Annotated in this window: 17 protein-coding genes; 11 read left to right on the forward strand and 6 right to left on the reverse strand. The window is 53.5% G+C overall.

Annotation, left to right across the window (positions count from 1 at the left end):
• The first annotated feature begins 216 nt into the window (after window positions 1-216).
• From rbsK to uhpT, 7 genes are all read left to right on the forward strand, one after another.
• The gene (gene rbsK, locus OGY17_RS17030; RefSeq protein WP_003827124.1) at window positions 217-1,137 is read left to right on the forward strand and encodes a ribokinase; all 921 of its coding nucleotides are present in this window, start codon (window positions 217-219) and stop codon (window positions 1,135-1,137) included.
• 27 nt (window positions 1,138-1,164) lie between these two features.
• A complete protein-coding gene (gene fucP / locus OGY17_RS17035) occupies window positions 1,165-2,481 on the forward strand; it encodes an L-fucose:H+ symporter permease (RefSeq protein WP_111464454.1) in 1,317 nt (438 codons plus the stop codon).
• 11 nt (window positions 2,482-2,492) lie between these two features.
• Complete coding sequence (locus OGY17_RS17040; protein ID WP_048215247.1) at window positions 2,493-3,506, forward strand: aldose 1-epimerase family protein; 1,014 nt, start codon at window positions 2,493-2,495, stop codon at window positions 3,504-3,506.
• A 153-nt stretch (window positions 3,507-3,659) separates the two neighbouring features.
• On the forward strand, window positions 3,660-4,253 hold the full coding sequence (gene uhpA, locus OGY17_RS17045) for a response regulator transcription factor UhpA (RefSeq protein WP_003023923.1): 594 nt from the start codon (window positions 3,660-3,662) through the stop codon (window positions 4,251-4,253).
• A complete protein-coding gene (gene uhpB / locus OGY17_RS17050; RefSeq protein WP_057066455.1) occupies window positions 4,250-5,752 on the forward strand; it encodes a signal transduction histidine-protein kinase/phosphatase UhpB in 1,503 nt (500 codons plus the stop codon). Before uhpA ends, uhpB begins: the two co-directional genes overlap by 4 nt.
• A gap of 9 nt (window positions 5,753-5,761) precedes the next feature.
• On the forward strand, window positions 5,762-7,090 hold the full coding sequence (locus OGY17_RS17055; RefSeq protein ID WP_286607873.1) for an MFS transporter: 1,329 nt from the start codon (window positions 5,762-5,764) through the stop codon (window positions 7,088-7,090).
• Window positions 7,091-7,232: 142 nt separating this feature from the next.
• Complete coding sequence (uhpT, locus tag OGY17_RS17060) at window positions 7,233-8,624, forward strand: hexose-6-phosphate:phosphate antiporter UhpT (protein WP_153687844.1); 1,392 nt, start codon at window positions 7,233-7,235, stop codon at window positions 8,622-8,624.
• A 47-nt stretch (window positions 8,625-8,671) separates the two neighbouring features.
• On the opposite strand, the gene OGY17_RS17065 is transcribed toward uhpT, so the two are convergent.
• Window positions 8,672-9,577 carry a LysR family transcriptional regulator gene (locus OGY17_RS17065; protein WP_220394479.1) on the reverse strand — a complete coding sequence of 302 codons (906 nt, stop codon included), beginning with the start codon at window positions 9,575-9,577 and terminating at the stop codon, window positions 8,672-8,674.
• Window positions 9,578-9,682: 105 nt separating this feature from the next.
• Here OGY17_RS17065 and OGY17_RS17070 point away from each other — a divergent pair, with 105 nt between their 5' ends.
• The 3 genes from OGY17_RS17070 to nepI all read left to right on the forward strand — a co-directional run bounded on the left by OGY17_RS17070 (window position 9,683) and on the right by nepI (window position 12,094).
• Window positions 9,683-10,135, forward strand: coding sequence for a DUF1198 family protein (locus OGY17_RS17070; protein ID WP_003827141.1), 453 nt, complete (start codon window positions 9,683-9,685; stop codon window positions 10,133-10,135).
• 99 nt (window positions 10,136-10,234) lie between these two features.
• Window positions 10,235-10,759, forward strand: coding sequence for an SRPBCC domain-containing protein (locus OGY17_RS17075; RefSeq protein WP_286607878.1), 525 nt, complete (start codon window positions 10,235-10,237; stop codon window positions 10,757-10,759).
• 141 nt (window positions 10,760-10,900) lie between these two features.
• Window positions 10,901-12,094: a purine ribonucleoside efflux pump NepI gene (gene nepI, locus OGY17_RS17080; protein WP_008786516.1), complete on the forward strand. Its 1,194-nt coding sequence runs from the start codon at window positions 10,901-10,903 to the stop codon at window positions 12,092-12,094.
• Window positions 12,095-12,155: 61 nt separating this feature from the next.
• Here nepI and OGY17_RS17085 read toward each other — a convergent pair whose 3' ends face one another.
• The 5 genes from OGY17_RS17085 to OGY17_RS17105 all read right to left on the reverse strand — a co-directional run bounded on the left by OGY17_RS17085 (window position 12,156) and on the right by OGY17_RS17105 (window position 17,117).
• The gene (locus tag OGY17_RS17085; RefSeq protein ID WP_008786515.1) at window positions 12,156-13,535 is read right to left on the reverse strand and encodes a carbohydrate porin; all 1,380 of its coding nucleotides are present in this window, start codon (window positions 13,533-13,535) and stop codon (window positions 12,156-12,158) included.
• A gap of 205 nt (window positions 13,536-13,740) precedes the next feature.
• Window positions 13,741-14,043: a PTS lactose/cellobiose transporter subunit IIA gene (locus tag OGY17_RS17090; protein ID WP_008786514.1), complete on the reverse strand. Its 303-nt coding sequence runs from the start codon at window positions 14,041-14,043 to the stop codon at window positions 13,741-13,743.
• A 12-nt stretch (window positions 14,044-14,055) separates the two neighbouring features.
• Complete coding sequence (gene gmuD / locus OGY17_RS17095) at window positions 14,056-15,438, reverse strand: 6-phospho-beta-glucosidase GmuD (RefSeq protein ID WP_008786513.1); 1,383 nt, start codon at window positions 15,436-15,438, stop codon at window positions 14,056-14,058.
• Window positions 15,439-15,458: 20 nt separating this feature from the next.
• Complete coding sequence (locus tag OGY17_RS17100; RefSeq protein WP_008786512.1) at window positions 15,459-16,790, reverse strand: PTS cellobiose transporter subunit IIC; 1,332 nt, start codon at window positions 16,788-16,790, stop codon at window positions 15,459-15,461.
• 12 nt (window positions 16,791-16,802) lie between these two features.
• Window positions 16,803-17,117 (reverse strand): PTS sugar transporter subunit IIB, encoded by a 315-nt coding sequence (locus tag OGY17_RS17105; RefSeq protein WP_008786511.1) that lies wholly within the window; start codon window positions 17,115-17,117, stop codon window positions 16,803-16,805.
• 292 nt (window positions 17,118-17,409) lie between these two features.
• Between OGY17_RS17105 and OGY17_RS17110 the strand changes: the two genes are divergently transcribed.
• The gene (locus tag OGY17_RS17110) at window positions 17,410-18,357 is read left to right on the forward strand and encodes a LacI family DNA-binding transcriptional regulator (RefSeq protein WP_032941556.1); all 948 of its coding nucleotides are present in this window, start codon (window positions 17,410-17,412) and stop codon (window positions 18,355-18,357) included.
• Window positions 18,358-18,370 lie beyond the last annotated feature (13 nt).

The following is an 18,370-nucleotide window of genomic DNA, read 5'->3' on the forward strand; positions in this document are numbered from 1 at the left end:
GTGTTTTTTCACGTTTTATTGATTATAACCAGTTAATTTTCAGTCAATTGTAAGCAACTTCATCATTTGTATTGTGATGTGGGTGTAACATTTAGTGCAATAAATAAACAATAAAATGATCTTCCAATCGCGATCCTAGTCACAAATGATACGAAAGTAACATGATAATGTTATTTTAATATCATTGTTGTGTGATTGTTTCTGAGAGGTAGTAAAATGGATATCGCGGTTATTGGCTCCAACATGGTGGATCTCATCACCTACATCAACCAGATGCCCAAAGAAGGGGAAACGCTGGAAGCACCGGCGTTCAAAATTGGCTGCGGGGGCAAAGGCGCAAATCAGGCCGTTGCGGCCGCTAAGCTCAATTCCAAAGTGCTGATGCTGACAAAAGTCGGTGATGATATTTTTGCGGATAACACTATTCGCAATCTCGAATCCTGGGGAATTAATACTACCTATGTCGAAAAGGTACCCTGCACCAGCAGCGGTGTCGCACCGATCTTTGTTAATGCCAACTCCAGCAACAGTATTCTGATTATTAAAGGAGCGAACAAATTTCTCTCCCCGGAAGATATCGATCGTGCGGCGGAAGATCTGAAAAAATGTCAGCTTATTGTCCTGCAACTGGAAGTGCAGCTGGAAACCGTTTATCACGCGATTGAATTTGGCAAAAAACACGGTATTGAAGTGTTACTAAATCCCGCCCCTGCATTACGGGAATTAGATATGTCTTATGCCTGTAAATGTGATTTTTTTGTGCCGAATGAAACCGAGCTGGAAATATTAACCGGTATGCCAGTAGATACTTATGACCATATTCGCGCAGCGGCACGTTCTCTGGTTGATAAAGGTCTGAACAATATTATCGTCACCATGGGTGAGAAAGGTGCGCTGTGGATGACGCGTGACCAGGAAGTCCATGTTCCAGCGTTTAAAGTGAATGCTGTCGATACCAGTGGCGCAGGCGACGCTTTCATCGGTTGTTTTGCTCACTATTACGTTCAAAGCGGTGATGTGGAAGCCGCCATGAAAAAAGCCGCTCTCTTCGCTGCTTTCAGCGTTACCGGGAAAGGCACTCAATCATCTTATCCAAGCATCGAACAATTTAATGAGTTTCTTACCTTAAACGAATAATACTCCTGCACTGTAAAAGGTAGCACTATGAACGATAAAAACATCATTCAGATGCCTGACGGCTATTTGAATAAGACCCCTCTGTTCCAGTTTATTTTGTTATCCTGTTTATTCCCGTTATGGGGATGCGCAGCCGCATTAAATGATATTCTGATTACGCAATTTAAAAGCGTATTTTCACTCAGCAACTTTGCCTCGGCATTAGTTCAGAGTGCCTTTTATGGCGGTTATTTTTTAATTGCGATTCCAGCATCTCTGGTGATTAAAAAGACCAGTTATAAAGTCGCCATCTTAATGGGGCTGACCCTTTATATCGTTGGGTGTACGCTCTTTTTCCCGGCATCGCACATGGCCACCTACACCATGTTCCTTGCGGCGATTTTCGCGATTGCGATTGGTCTGAGCTTCCTGGAAACAGCAGCCAACACCTACAGCTCAATGATCGGCCCAAAAGCGTATGCCACTTTACGCCTGAACATCAGTCAGACTTTTTATCCTATTGGTGCGGCTGCTGGCATTCTGCTAGGTAAATATCTGGTCTTCTCTGAAGGCGAAAGCCTGGAAAAACAGATGGCCGGGATGAACGCTGAGCAGATCCATAACTTTAAAGTGTTGATGCTGGAAAATACCCTTGAGCCATACAAGTACATGATTATGGTACTGGTTGTGGTGATGGTGTTATTCCTGCTGACTCGCTTCCCGACCTGTAAAGTCGCGCAAACCACGAGTCATAAACGCCCGTCAGCGATGGATACACTGCGTTATCTGGCCAGCAATGCCCGTTTCCGTCGTGGAATTGTGGCGCAATTTCTTTATGTGGGGATGCAGGTCGCGGTGTGGTCATTCACCATCCGTCTGGCACTGGAATTAGGTGATATCAACGAGCGCGACGCCTCAACCTTCATGGTCTATAGCTTCGCCTGCTTCTTTATCGGCAAGTTTATCGCCAACATTTTGATGACGCGCTTCAATCCGGAAAAAGTGCTGATTCTCTATTCCATCATTGGTGCGCTGTTCCTCGTCTATGTTGCACTGGCGCCAAGCTTCAGCGCTGTGTATGTCGCAGTGCTGGTGAGTGTCCTGTTTGGACCCTGCTGGGCGACAATCTATGCTGGTACGCTTGATACCGTGGATAACGAGCATACCGAAATGGCAGGTGCTGTCATTGTCATGGCGATTGTCGGTGCGGCGGTGGTTCCGGCGATTCAGGGCTATGTGGCCGATATGTTCCATTCATTGCAACTCTCGTTCCTGGTCTCCATGCTGTGCTTCGTGTATGTCGGGATCTACTTCTGGCGCGAAAGCAAAGTGCGCCACAACCTGGCTGAAGCGACAGTTTCCTGAGGAGAGCGATCATGACAACACGTATAACGCTGTGGCGAGAACTCTTTGCAGAGCATCCGCGAATCTTACTGAAGAATAACGACTTCACGGTTACCGCATTTCGTTACGCCAGCGGAGTGGAAGGGCTGAAGGTAGAAAACAGTCGTGGACATCTGGTTATTCTGCCCTGGATGGGGCAGATGATCTGGGATGCTCAGTTTGATGGCCATGACCTGACCATGCGTAACATGTTCAGTCAGCCGAAACCGGCGGCGGAAGTGGTGGCGACCTACGGCTGTTTTGCCTTCCACTCAGGTCTGTTGGCAAATGGCTGCCCATCACCAGAGGATTCACATCCTTTGCATGGTGAAATGGCTTGTGCCGCGATGGATGAAGCCTGGCTGGAGCTGGAGGGTGAGAATTTGCGCGTGGCTGGACGCTATGAGTATGTGATGGGGTTCGGTCATCATTATCAGGCGCATCCTGCGGTGGTAATGCACAAAGCGAGCGCGCTGTTTGATATTCAGATGGCGGTTACCAACCTCGCCTCAGTGGCAATGCCGTTGCAGTACATGTGCCATATGAACTATGCCTACGTACCGGAAGCTACCTTCAGCCAGAATATTCCGGATGAGGCCATGAAGCTGCGTGAGTCGATACCCGCGCATGTTAAGCCGACTGAGCAGTGGCTGGCGTTTAATCAGCGGATTGTTCAGGGCGAGGCTTCTCTGGCGCGGCTCAATGAACCGCATTTTTACGATCCGGAAATTGTCTTCTTTGCTGACCAACTGGACAGGTACACAGATAAGCCGGAATTTAGCATGATCGCGCCTGATGGCACCACGTTCGTTACGCGTTTCTCCAGCACGGAGCTGAATTATGTGACGCGTTGGATCCTCTATAACGGCGATCAGCAGGTTGCGGCATTCGCCTTGCCTGCAACCTGTCGACCTGAAGGATTCCTGGCAGCACAACGCAATGGCACCTTGATTGAAATAGAACCGCAGCACACCCGGACATTTACAGTCACAACTGGCATAGCCTGATCGCTCAAGGCTTGAACACCAAAGCACTTATCGTTAAGGTAAGCGCTTTTGCTGGGTGGCGGCATTAATGCCTTATCCGGCCTACAACGGCACCCGCCCGTAGGCCTGATAAGCGTAGCGCCATCAGGCATGCCTTAGCGCCAGGATGAACCCATGATTACCGTTGCCCTTATTGACGACCACCTCATCGTCCGCTCCGGCTTTGCCCAACTGCTGGGGCTGGAACCTGATTTGCAGGTGGTCGCTGAGTTTGGCTCAGGCAGTGAGGCGCTGGCGGGATTACCGGGACGCGGCGTGCAGGTGTGTATCTGCGACATCTCGATGCCTGATATCTCCGGTCTTGAACTGTTAAGCCAGTTGCCAAAAGGAATGGCGATTATCATGCTCTCTGTCCACGACAGCCCGGCGCTGGTGGAGCAGGCGCTCAACGCGGGCGCGCGTGGTTTCCTTTCTAAACGTTGTAGCCCGGATGAGCTGATCGCGGCGGTGCATACCGTAGCGACTGGCGGCTGTTACCTGACGCCGGACATCGCCGTCAAACTGGCGGCCGGTCGTCAGGATCCGCTCACCAAACGCGAACGCCAGGTGGCGGAAAAACTGGCGCAAGGTATGGCGGTCAAAGAGATTGCCGCTGAACTGGGTCTGTCGCCGAAAACGGTGCACGTGCATCGCGCCAACCTGATGGAAAAGCTGGGGGTCAGCAACGACGTCGAACTGGCCCGCCGGATGTTTGACGGCTGGCAATGAACACGCTCTGTTCCCGGTTAATCACCGTTGTTGCCTGCTTTTTTATCTTCTCCGCCGCGTGGTTTTGCTTGTGGAGCATCAGCCTGCATCTGGTTGAGCGCCCGGAGCTGGCGGTACTGCTGTTTCCGTTTGGCCTGCGTCTGGGGTTGATGCTGCAATGTCCGCGCGGCTACTGGCCGGTGCTGCTGGGCGCGGAATGGCTGCTTCTTTTCTGGCTGGCGCAGGAAGTGGCGCTGGCCCATTTACCACTTTTGATGATCGGCAGCTTCCTCACGTTACTCCCGGTGATGTTGATTTCGCGATACCGCCATCAGCGCGACTGGCGCACGCTGTTGTTGCAGGGCGCGGCGCTCACGGCGGCGGCGTTGCTGCAATCGCTGCCCTGGCTTGGGCAAGGTGAAGAGGCGTGGAACGCGCTGCTGCTGACGCTCACCGGCGGATTAACGCTGGCGCCGATCTGCCTGGTGTTCTGGCACTATCTGACCAGCACGACCTGGCTGCCGCTGGGCCCGGCGGTGGTGTCGCAGCCGGTGAACTGGCGCGGGCGACATCTGGTCTGGTACCTGCTGCTGTTTAGCGTCAGCCTGTGGCTACAGCTCGGTTTACCCGCCGAACTTTCGCGCTTCACGCCGTTTTGCCTCGCGTTGCCGATCATTGCGCTGGCCTGGCACTACGGCTGGCAGGGGGCGCTGATTGCGACGCTGATGAACGCCATCGCGCTGATTGCCAGCCAGACCTGGCACGATCATCCCGTTGACCTGTTGCTCTCGCTGCTGGTGCAAAGCCTGACCGGGCTGCTGCTCGGTGCGGGTATTCAGCGTCTGCGCGAACTTAACCAGTCGCTGCAAAATGAATTAGCGCGCAACCATCGTCTGGCGGAACGTCTGCTGGAAACCGAAGAGAGCGTGCGCCGTGATGTGGCGCGCGAACTGCATGATGATATCGGCCAGACCATCACCGCCATTCGCACCCAGGCGGGTATTGTCCAGCGCCTGGCGCCGGAAAACGCAGGGGTGAAGCGCAGCGGGGCGCACATTGAACAACTTTCTCTCGGCGTGTACGATTCGGTGCGTCGCCTGTTAGGCCGTCTGCGACCACGTCAATTGGACGATCTCACGCTGGAGCAGGCCATCCGCTCACTGATGCGCGAAATGGAGCTGGAAAGTCGCGGTATCGTCAGCCATCTCGACTGGCGAATTGATGAATCTGCACTCAGCGAAAGCCAGCGGGTGACGCTGTTTCGCGTCTGTCAGGAAGGGCTGAACAACATCGTTAAGCACGCCAACGCCAGCGCGGTGACGCTTCAGGGCTGGCAACAGGATGAACGGCTAATGCTGGTGATTGAGGATGACGGCAGCGGCCTGCCGCCAGGGTCGAATCAACAGGGATTTGGCCTCACTGGAATGCGTGAACGGATTAGCGCCCTCGGCGGATCGCTCTCGATTTCCTGTACGCATGGCACGCGGGTCAGCGTGTCGTTACCCCAGCGATATGTGTAAGGCGCGGTCATGTTTTCGTTTTTAAAAGCTCCGGCCAGTGCGCCGCTCATTACTGATAAGCGTGAAGTGGATGCCCTCTACCGCTACTGGCGGCGGCATATCCTGACCACTATCTGGCTCGGCTACGCGCTGTTCTATTTCACACGCAAAAGCTTCAATGCCGCCGTACCGGATATCCTCACCAGCGGCGTGCTGACTCGCAGCGACATTGGGCTGCTGGCGACGCTGTTTTACATCACCTACGGCCTGTCGAAGTTTGTTTCCGGTATCGTCAGCGACCGATCCAACGCTCGCTATTTTATGGGCATCGGACTGATTGCCACCGGCGTGGTAAACATTCTGTTTGGATTCTCCACCTCGCTATGGGCCTTTGCGGTGCTGTGGGCGCTGAACGCCTTTTTCCAGGGCTGGGGATCGCCGGTCTGCGCGCGTTTATTGACCGCGTGGTATTCGCGTACTGAACGCGGCGGCTGGTGGGCGCTGTGGAACACCGCGCACAACGTCGGCGGGGCGCTGATCCCTATCGTGATGGCGGCGACAGCGCTGCACTACGGCTGGCGCGCCGGGATGATGATCGCCGGGCTGCTGGCGATTGTGGTGGGGATTTTTCTCTGCTGGCGGCTGCGAGACAGGCCGCAGGCGATTGGTCTGCCGCCGATTGGCGATTGGCGGCATGATGAACTGGAAATTGCCCAACAGCAGGAAGGTGCTGGGCTGAGCCGCAAAGAGATCCTCACCCGTTATGTGCTACTGAATCCTTATATCTGGCTGCTGTCACTGTGTTATGTGCTGGTGTACGTGGTCCGTGCCGCGATTAACGACTGGGGCAATCTGTACATGTCGGAGACACTTGGCGTTGATTTGGTCACTGCCAATACCGCCGTGACCATGTTCGAACTGGGCGGCTTCATCGGCGCGTTGGTCGCGGGCTGGGGCTCGGACAAGCTGTTTAACGGCAACCGCGGTCCAATGAACCTGATTTTCGCCGCCGGAATTTTGCTCTCCGTTGGCTCGCTGTGGCTAATGCCGTTCGCCAGCTATGTGATGCAGGCCGCGTGCTTCTTCACCACCGGATTCTTCGTCTTCGGCCCGCAGATGCTGATCGGCATGGCGGCGGCGGAGTGTTCGCACAAAGAGGCGGCGGGCGCGGCAACCGGATTTGTCGGGCTGTTTGCTTATCTGGGGGCATCGCTCTCCGGCTGGCCGCTGGCGAAGGTGATGGAGGTCTGGCACTGGACCGGATTCTTTGTGGCAATCGCTATTGCGGCGGGAATTTCCGCGCTGCTGCTGCTGCCGTTTTTAAACGCCCAGGCTCCGCGCGAACTCAACGAAGCGTGATGTACCTCACCTTTTTGCCCCGAGTGGAGCAAAACTAAGAAATTTTCCCGGTTTCACCTGGACGCTGTCTCAGGCGCGTCTTCCGGCTGATTTTTACAATGCCTGCTATTCGCAGGTATAAAAATTAGCTCGGGAGTGTCAAATGCTGGCCTTTCTAAACCAGGTGCGCAAGCCGACCCTGGATCTGCCGCTCGATGTGCGGCGCAAAATGTGGTTCAAACCGTTCATGCAGTCCTATCTGGTGGTCTTTATCGGCTACCTGACCATGTACCTGATCCGCAAAAACTTCAACATCGCGCAGAACGACATGATCTCCACCTACGGGCTGAGCATGACGCAGCTGGGGATGATTGGCCTGGGCTTCTCCATCACCTACGGCGTGGGTAAAACGCTGGTTTCCTACTACGCGGACGGTAAAAACACCAAGCAGTTCCTGCCGTTTATGCTGATCCTCTCCGCCATCTGTATGCTCGGCTTCAGCGCCAGCATGGGCGCGGGTTCAACCAGCCTGTTTTTGATGATCGCCTTCTACGCGCTGAGCGGTTTCTTCCAGAGTACTGGCGGCTCATGTAGCTATTCCACCATTACTAAATGGACGCCGCGTCGCAAGCGGGGTTCTTACCTCGGTATGTGGAATATCTCCCACAACCTCGGCGGTGCGGGTGCAGCGGGCGTGGCGCTGTTTGGCGCTAACTATCTGTTCGACGGTCACGTCATCGGTATGTTTATCTTCCCGTCGATTATTGCTCTGATTGTTGGCTTTATCGGCCTGCGCTACGGCAGCGACTCCCCGGAATCTTATGGCCTCGGTAAAGCCGAAGAGCTGTTCGGTGAGGAGATCAGCGAAGAAGACAAAGAGACCGAAGAAAACGAGATGACCAAATGGCAGATCTTTGTTGAGTACGTGCTGAAAAACAAAGTAATCTGGCTGTTATGTTTCTCGAACATCTTCCTGTACGTAGTGCGTATCGGTATCGACCAGTGGTCCACCGTCTACGCTTTCCAGGAGCTGAAGCTCTCCAAAGAAGTGGCGATTCAGGGCTTTACCCTGTTTGAAGTGGGCGCGCTGGTTGGCACGCTGATGTGGGGTTGGCTCTCCGATCTGGCTAACGGTCGTCGTGCGCTGGTGGCCTGTGTAGCGCTGGCGTTGATTATCGCCACTCTGGGCGTTTATCAGCACGCCAGCAACCAGTACGTTTATCTGACTTCGCTGTTTGCGCTGGGCTTCCTGGTGTTTGGCCCGCAGCTGTTAATCGGCGTTGCGGCAGTTGGATTTGTGCCGAAAAAAGCGATCGGCGCAGCCGATGGGATTAAAGGCACTTTCGCTTATCTGATTGGTGACAGCTTCGCCAAGCTCGGTCTGGGGATGATTGCCGACGGCACGCCGATTTTCGGGCTGACCGGCTGGGCAGGCACCTTTGCTGCGCTGGATACCGCCGCCATTGGCTGTATCTGCCTGATGGCCATCGTGGCCGTGTTTGAAGAACGTAAAATTCGCCGCGAGAAAAAGATTCAACAATTGAAAGTTGCTTGAGTTAAGTGTGCATTGGTAACTTTTGCCCGCCTTAATGGCGGGCTTTTTTATGCTCTAAACTGGCTGGTTTCATGTACCAGATTGCGCAGCCACTGATGAGCGGCATCGCGGTGCGTGCGTTCATGCCAGGCCATGCTTTTTGTAAAACCGGTTATGGGCAGCGGGGGCGGTAAAACGTGCATACGGGTGTCGTCATACGCCAGACGGGCAGGAACAACGGCAATCATATCGCTGATAGCGAGGATGTCCGGCAATACCAGGAAGCTGCTAACTGACAAACCAATCTGCCGTTGGCGTCCGACGCTTGCCAGTGCCTCATCGGTGACGCCCCAGAAACTTTCACCCTCATAAGAAACCAGCACATGCTCCAGCGCGCAGAAGCGATCGAGCGTCAGCGGTCCCCCCGCATCAGGATGCGCATGACGCATGAGACAAACGTACTCTTCATCATATAACGCCCGGCTGTGCAGGTTGTCGGGCGTGGAATCCGGCGTCAGCAATGCCAGGTCGATTTTCCCCTGCTCAAACTGTGTGGTGAGCAGCACTGGCTCAACCGGGATCACTCGTACACGAATGCCCGGCGCGCGCATGCGAAGCGCGGCAATAAATGGCACGATAACCGCTTTGAGCGCGTAATCCGTAGCGGCGACGGTAAAGGTGAGCGCTGCGGTGAGCGGGTCAAATTGTGTCGGTTTAAGCAGGATATCGATATCGCTGAGGATTTGTTTGACCGGAGCGGCCAACTGTTGGGCACGCAGCGTCGGAACAATGCCATGCGGTGTGCGACTAAACAGCGGATCGTCAAAATAGTCGCGCAAGCGGTTGAGCATACCGCTTACCGCAGGCTGGGTGAGCGACAGCCGCTGCGCCGCCCGGGTTACGCTGCGTTCATCCAGCAGGGCATCCAGCGTTTTTAACAGATTGAGATCGAGCGTTCTGATATCAGATTTCATGATGTCTGCCTGCGAGTTCGATAAGTCACATTATGACACGTTCAGTCGTCGACAGAGGTGAATTTGCCGCTATGATGGGCGTCCTGTCTGGTAATGGATGTGCGCATGATTTGGATAATGCTGGCCACGCTGGTGGTTGTTTTTGTGGTGGGATTTCGGGTGCTAACGTCCGGGTCGCGGCGGGCAATTCGCCGTCTGAGCGAGCGGCTGAACATTGATGTCGTGCCGGTAGAATCGATGATCGATCAGATGGGAAAAGTACAGGGAGAGGCTTTTTTACAGTACCTCCACCGTCCTGATGAATCGCATCTACAAAATGCTGCCCAGGTGCTGTTGATCTGGCAAATCGTTATTGTCGACGGCAGTGAGCAGAACCTGTTGCAATGGCACCGCTGGCTGCAAAAAGCCCGGCTGGCTGCACCGATTACCGACGCGCAAGTGCGTCTGGCGCTCGGTTTTCTGCGCGAGATGGAGCCGGATATGCAGGAGCTTAATGCGTTCCAGATGCGCTATAACGCCTTTTTCCAGCCCGAGGATGGCGTGCACTGGCTGCACTGATATCAAAATTTATGATGACGACTATTTTGAATCGTCATTATCTTTATATCTTACGCGAAAGCATGATGTACCTCGTTAACTCACACGACGAGGTACATCATGAATCAAGCGACTCAACAACGTGCAATTATCTGGCCTGCAGCGTATCTGCCGGGGACGACTGATAACTTTGCTTCAAATGAAATTATCGTTGCCGGACTGAGCGCCCGTGCCGTCTGGGCACTGCTTAATGACACAACGCGCTGGCCGACGTATTACAGCAACGTAGCGGATATCCGTTTTCACGACGGTTCCGGTCCATTGTTAAGCATGGATGCCCGCTTTCGTTTTACGACTTTTGGTTTCCCCATCGAAGCGCAAATCACTGAGTATGTGCCGCCGGTTGACGGCCAGGCCGCGCGTGTTGCCTGGCATGGCTGGGCGGAAGGCGACGCCACTACACGTCTGGATGTGATCCACGCCTGGCTCTTTGAGGATTTACCCGGCGGGCGCGTACGTATTCTGACCCAGGAATCACAAATTGGCGTTCCGGCACAAGAACTGGCACGTACGCTGCCCAATCCGATGATCAACGGTCATCAGGAGTGGATAACCGGCCTGGCCCGGGCTGCGCGTGACGCTTAATTGAGCCAGAAAGGGCTCTCTGTCCTGGGCTGGATAAGGCGCAGCCGATCTCTGGTGAATAGTTGTCAAAACGTTAATTACGTCACAAATTTAATGTTACACTGCGTAACTTTTCTACAATAACCCCACGCAGGTAGCAAAATGAGTGAAGCTGTTGAACAAAAATCCCGCGCTGAGGCAAATTCCCGACCTAACTGGTCGGCGGTATTTGCCGTGGCGTTCTGCGTTGCCTGCCTGATAACCGTTGAATTTCTCCCCGTTAGCCTGTTAACGCCGATGGCGCAGGATTTGGGGATTTCTGAAGGCGTGGCCGGGCAATCGGTGACCGTGACGGCATTTGTCGCCATGTTCGCCAGCCTGTTTGTGACGCAAATTATTCAGGCGACCGATCGTCGCTATGTGGTGATCCTGTTTTCGGTGCTACTGACGCTTTCCTGTCTGCTGGTTTCCTTTGCCAATTCTTTTTCGCTGCTGCTCGTTGGCCGCGCCTGCCTCGGTCTGGCGCTTGGCGGCTTCTGGGCGATGTCGGCGTCGCTGACCATGCGTCTGGTTCCTGCACGTACGGTGCCGAAAGCGCTGTCGGTTATTTTTGGCGCGGTCTCCATCGCGCTGGTAATTGCCGCGCCGCTGGGGAGCTTTTTGGGCGGCATTATCGGCTGGCGCAACGTGTTTAATGCGGCGGCGGTAATGGGCGTGCTGTGCACGATTTGGGTGGTGAGAGCGTTGCCTTCGCTGCCTGGTGAACCTTCGCATCAGAAACAAAACATGTTCAGCCTGTTGCAGCGTCCTGGGGTGATGGCCGGGATGATTGCCATCTTCATGTCCTTTGCTGGTCAGTTCGCCTTCTTTACCTATATTCGCCCGATCTATATGAATCTGGCGGGCTTTGACGTTGATGGCCTGACGCTGGTGCTGCTGAGCTTCGGTATTGCCAGTTTCGTTGGTACGTCGTTCTCGTCGATGATTTTGAAGCGTTCGGTCAAACTGGCGTTAGCCGGTGCGCCACTGGTGCTGGCGCTCAGTGCGCTGGTCCTGATCCTGTGGGGCAGCGACAAAGTGGTCGCGGCGGGTATTGCGATTATCTGGGGACTGTTGTTTGCGCTGGTACCGGTCGGCTGGTCGACGTGGATCACCCGTTCACTTGCCGATCAGGCAGAAAAAGCCGGATCCGTCCAGGTCGCCGTGATCCAGCTTGCCAATACCTGCGGGGCAGCGGTGGGAGGCTATGCGCTCGATACCCTCGGACTGCTGTCGCCCCTGATGCTTTCCGGCAGCCTGATGCTGCTGACGGCGCTTTTGGTGGCAGCGAAAGTTCGCATAAAAGGTATGCAATAATCTCGGTGTTGTTCGCCGGATAAGGCGTTCTCGCCGTATCCGGCACTTCACGACTCACTAATCAGAACCATGCTTCCCACATGGCACCAAGGTTAAAGTCGTCCAGCGTTTCATCCTGCGTGCCGTTGACCCGCGCGGTGCGATCGTTATCCACCTTGCCGCCGGTGACGTAGAAGCGCAGCATCGGGCGGAACTCCGGTCCCATGGCGATCGACATGTTCTGCGACAGCGTCAGTTTCCAGCCGTGGTTATCCCCGCCGTTGTCGTAATCTACGCGTTGATAGCCCGCTTCCAGCCAGGTGGAGTGAACGTCGTTCCAGAAGTACATTGGACGCACAATCGCGCCGTAGTTCTTACGGTTATCGCTCTTATCGGTGCTGTTATCGTAATCATGGAACGCTAACAGGTATTCCACCTGCGCCTGGCGGGTAAACTTATGACTTCCCTCGAAGCTGGCGTAAACCGTAGTCAGGTCGTCGGTTTTGTTATAGACGCTGTTGTCGGAGTTATCAGAATAACGGGCAATCACTTTATTCACGCCGCTGTCGTTGGTGTGGCTCAGCACGAATGCGCCCTGCCAGGCTTTCAGGCGGTCATCGCTCTCGACGGCTTTGGAGTCAAAACCGTAGTTGGCGTAGATCTCCAGATCCAGCGGGCCCACTTTCATATTGTGAATTTTTGACGTCACAGCGTAGTTGCCTTTATCGCCGGTACCGGAACCGCCGGTACAGGTAATACGCGATGGGTTGGCTTCGTCTTCCATCACTTCCGGGCTGCACGATTCAACTGCGGCAACGGTGGCGACATCAAACTGTACGCCGCCGATGTCGAAGTTCTTCACCCCGGCGCCCTGGCCGTCGTGGTTCATCCAGAAGTAGTCGTTGATACCCTGTTGCGGACGCTGGTGGAAGTCGCGGCCTGCCCAGATATAGGCGTTGGGATTGGATTCCAGTACGTTGGTGACGCCCGCGTAGGCTTTTTTCAGGTTAACTTCGTCGCCCCAGTGGTCGATCATCACGTTGATGTCCCAGATGGCGCCGTTATCGCTTTTGAACGCTTTTGAGAGCTGGAACTCGCCGCCGTTGCCTTCGTTACCCAGGCGACCGATAGCGGAAGCACCGTTGTAGGAGCCATCAACGCCAACGTATTTCTGATCGCCGCTCTGGAAATGCGCGCCGTAACGCGCATAGCCGCTGAATTTCACACCGAACGGAATAGCCATATCCGGCGATTGCGCCGCGCTTTGCGGCTCGTTAATGACATCGGTTTTTTTCGCCACGGCGGCGTCCATTTTAGCCTGACGCTCAGCCAGCGCTTTATCGACGGCTTTGGCAACGATGGCATCGATTTGTTCTTGTGTGAATTCCTGTGCGAGGACAGAAATTGGGCACAGCGCGGCGACGACCGCCAGCGTGACTGGAAGTTTTTTTATCATGTTCATGGTTATCTCATCGACACTTTACCCTTCAGTTTGCGTAGAGCATTCTGAATAAGCGTGTGCATTAATTTATTTTAAGATAATAACCATCCCGTCTCGGTTTAATTTGCTATCACCAAAACAAGTTGATTTGTCTATTTAATAACGGGTACAGGGCTGCTTTATTTAATCGTAATGCTTTCTCCGTTGTTGAATGTGTAATTAACGATTAACGCTGATACAGATGAATAATTTCTTCTGACAGTTCGCGGGCTAATAACGACGTCATTAAGTGGTCCTGCGCATGCACCATAATTAATGTCATTGGTTGCCGGGCTTCCCCGGCGTCCTGTTCGATCAATTTGGTTTGCATGTGATGAGCCTGACGGGCGTAACCGTCAGCCTCACGAAGCAGGCTTTTTGCCTCGTCAATATTGCCAGCGCGCGCGGCATGCAGCGCTTCAAAGCACAGACTGCGGGACTGCCCGGCATTGACGATGATTTCCATTACTGCTTCTTCTAATGCAATCATGTTGTTCTCTTCCTAATCGAATCCGTTATTTTCGGCGGTCTGGGCAAACCATTCGCCGCTTTTTTTCACCGTACGTTTTTGCGTTGCTAAATCTAATTGAACAAAACCGTAGCGGTTTTTATAACCGTTAAGCCATGACCAGTTATCAATAAAGGTCCACATATGGTAGCCAAGACAATTACAGCCTTCGCTAATTCCTTTATGTAGCCATTTAAGATGCTCAGAAACAAATTCAATACGGTAGCTGTCGTTGATTTGCTCTTGCTGAATAAAACGCTGCTCATTCTCGACACCCATACCGTTTTCAGAAATAAAACAGCGCGGGTTGCCATAATTATCACGCAGATTGGTAATAATATCGTAAATACCCGGCTCATAAATTTCCCAGCCACGGTAGGGGTTCATTTTCCGCCCCGGCATTTCGTAATAATCAAACAGCCACTCCGGCATAAACGGTGCATCCGGGTTGACGGCGCTATCACGACATTTCACGCGACGCGGCTGATAGTAGTTGATGCCGAGCAGGTCGATTTTGCCCTCGGCGATTAACTGGCTGTCGCCTGGCTGACATGTTGGTAATTGATCATACTCCTTCAGCAGCTCAACCAGATCTGCCGGATATTCACCCTTCAGCACCGGGTCGAGGAAGCTGCGGTTAAACAGCAGATCCGCATAGTGTGCGGCTTTTACATCCGCCGGATTTTGTGAGCGCGGGTAGGAAGGCGTTAAATTCAGCACCACGCCGATTTCACCGTCATGGTTTGCGGCACGATATGCCCGAACCGCCGTCGAATGCGCCAGTACGGTGTGATACGCCACGGTGGCTGCACGTTTGAAATCCACCACATTAGGGTAATGGAAGTCATACAGATAGCCGCCTTCAACCGGGACAATTGGCTCGTTAAAGGTAAACCAGTGCTTAACCCGGTTGCCGAACAATGTAAAACACGTTTGTGCATAGCGGCCAAACGCCTCGACCACTTCACGGTTTTCCCAGCCACCTTTCTCCTGCATCACCATCGGCATGTCGAAATGAAACAGGGTGATAAATGGCGTAATGCCTTGTGCCAGCAGCTCGTCGATGACGTTGTTATAGAACTCGACGGCTTCAGGATTAACCTCGCCGGTACCGTCCGGAATCAGGCGCGACCAGCTCAGAGACGTACGGAAGCTGTTATGCTTCAGCTGTTTGAGCAGTGCGATATCCTGTTTCCAGTGCTGATAAAAGGTCGAGGTAGTTGCCGGGCCAACTCCCTGATGGAAACGACCTGGCTGACGGTCGAACCACACGTCCCACGTGGTCTGGCTTTTGCCGCCGTTCAGGCTATCCCCTTCGGTTTGCAGCGCTGAGCAGGCACTGCCCCACCAGAAGTTTTCAGGAAAACGGTATCTCATTGTTCTGACTCCTTGATTCATTATGAGTTGCTACGGGCAGCGTTCGCCACGGAGACGGCATCCTGTGCTTTTTGCTCTTCGGTTTTCAGCAAAGAACGTTCGTAAGCACGCAGGAATGGAAGGTACATCAGCGCTGACATCGCCATACAGATAAAGCACATCACCACCGGACTTAATGCCCAGTTTGCGGCCCAGGAAGCACCGATTGGCGCAGGCGTAGTCCACGGCGTCAGTGAAACAACCTGTGCCAGCCAGCCGAGTTTGGTGGCGCTATAGGCCAGCACGGCGTTAACCAGCGGGACGCAGACAAACGGGATGAACAACATCGGGTTCATGATGATTGGCGCACCAAACAGAATAGGCTCATTGATATTAAAGAAACTAGGCACAATTCCCATTTTGCCGATAGTACGCAGATGCGCGACGCGACTGCGCAGCAGCAGGAATGCCAGCGGTAAAGTTGAACCGACGCCGCCAATCAGCAGGTAGTGATCCCAGAAACCTTGCAGATAGACATGGGGCAGCGCAGCGCCCGCTGCCAGAGCGGCCTGGTTAGCGGACAGGTTCGCCATCCAGAATGGGTTCATGATGCCGGTTACGATCAATGAGCCGTGAATGCCGGCAAACCAGAAAATCTGGCACAACAGCACAGAAAGCAGAATAGCGGGCAGTGAGTCAGAAGCGGAAACCAGCGGCTCCAGCAGGTGCATAATCGCCTGCGGGATGATCATCCCGGTTTGTGCTTCGATAAACAGGTTCAGCGGATGCAGGGTCGCAATCACCACCAGTACCGGAATGAGGATCTCGAATGAACGCGCGACGCCGGTCGGGACTTCCTTCGGCAGGCGGATTGTCACGTTATTCTGCTTCAGCCATGCATATATACGGGTGGAGTAAATGGCGGTGATGAGGGCGGTAAAGATACCCTGACCGGAAAGATACTGCGTCGAGATTTTACCGTCGGCATAGGGTGCAGCAACCAGTAAAAACGCCATAAAGGCCAGCAGGCCAGACATCACCGGATCGAGGTTAAACTGACGGCCCAGGCTGGCACCAATGCCCACGGAGATAAAGAACGTCATAACACCCATGCTGAGGTTAAACGGCAGCATCAGCTGTTCACGATAAGTTGCCGAGAAATCGAGCCAGCCCCGGGCAAAGCTGTTGGTGGTATCGGCAGAGAACGGCGGAAAAATAAACACCAGCATGAAGGAGCCGATGATCATAAACGGCAGCGCCGCCGTAAAACCGTCACGAATTGCAATCACATACTTCTGCTGACCTAACTTGCCAGCGAGCGGGGTGATGGATTGTTCAATGACGGCAACCATTGACTGATATAACGAACTCATAATGACACCTTTCTAGTGTGTCGCTTCAATCAGCGACAGAGCATAATCCAGCACTTTGTCACCGCGTTGCATACCGTAATCCATCATATCTATGGCTTTTACGGGTATACCCTGGGTGGCAGCCTTTTCGGAGAGCGTATTAAGCATGTACTTTACCTGGGGGCCGAGTAGCACCACCTGGTAATTTGGAAACTGAATGTCAAATTCGGAAACGCCGTAGGCCTCAATCTTCACAGGCAATCCGCGAGACTCTGCCTCTTCAACCATTTTGCGAACCAGCAAGCTGGTGGACATCCCTGCCGAACAACACAACATAATCCTGAACATAGTGAACCATCCTTTAAATGTAAAAACTTATTGCGAGTCTGATTTGATATCATACGGAAACCGGTTTCCATTCATGGAAAACAGAACTGTGACGGCCATCAAGATCTTATTCTTATAAGGCTAATTATTTGGATTTAGCTCACGAAATTAGCTGTGAAGATCTCTTTTTGAGTCCAAATGGAAAATCGGTTTCCATGAAAAACGGAAACAGCTATACTGCGGATGGCGATTATTTGAGCCAATGTTAAATTCAGGATGGAAAGGGCCAGGCGGGTCCTGTCAGGGGAGAATGATGTCTACTATCAACGATGTATCGCGTTTGGCTGGCGTGTCAAAAGCCACTGTGTCACGCGTGTTGAGCGGATCGCGTGGCGTAAAAGAGGCCAGCCGCCTCGCCGTGTTGAAAGCGGTGGATGAACTCAATTATCGTCCGAACGTGATTGCGCAGTCGCTACTCAGCCAGTCTACGGGCTGTATCGGCGTGATATGCGCGCAGGACAACATTAATCAGACCACGGGTTATCTCTACGCGCTGGAAAAGCATCTTAGCCAGCATCAAAAGCACCTGCTGCTGCGTTTTGCCAATACCAAAGCGGAAGTCATGAGCGCTCTTGATGAATTAAGCTGCGGCTTGTGCGATGACGTCCTGATTATTGGCGCGCGTTTTCCGCTGAACATCAATCAGGAGAATGTCATTCTGGTGGATTGTCTGGATTCCGGCGATGACGTCAACAGCATCCAGTTCGATCATGAGTTCGCTACCGAAACCGCCTGTAACTACCTGATAAGTCAGAACCGACGCCAGATTGCTTTAATTCATCCGGACGGGATGGGTTTCTCCGATCAGGTGCTGTTGGGCTATAAACACGCGCTGGAAAAAAACTTCCTGCCGTTTAACCGTAACCTGGTATTTATGGCTGCAACGTCATCGTCAGTGGCCTTGCAGGAGCTGCTGAACAACGCGTCAACGCTGAATTTTAACGCGCTGCTGGTGGCGGATGAACAGCAGGCACAGCGGGTGATCCCGCAGTTGCAGGCGTTTAATAAATCAGTACCGCAAGACATTATGGTCTTTAGCCTGGCCGGTTCGCTGCATCTGCCGGGAATCCCTACGATCCCGGCGATTGAATATTCCATGGACGCCATGGCGGCGCGGATCGTCAGTTGGCTTAACGAGAAAACCCAGAGCGTGCTGGGGTCGTACGTGCTGCGCGGCGACTTAATTATTCCTCAGCGTTAACGCTTTCCCTCTG

The sequence above is a fragment of the Citrobacter sp. Cpo126 genome, from assembly GCF_030332445.1.
Classification (GTDB): domain Bacteria; phylum Pseudomonadota; class Gammaproteobacteria; order Enterobacterales; family Enterobacteriaceae; genus Citrobacter; species Citrobacter portucalensis.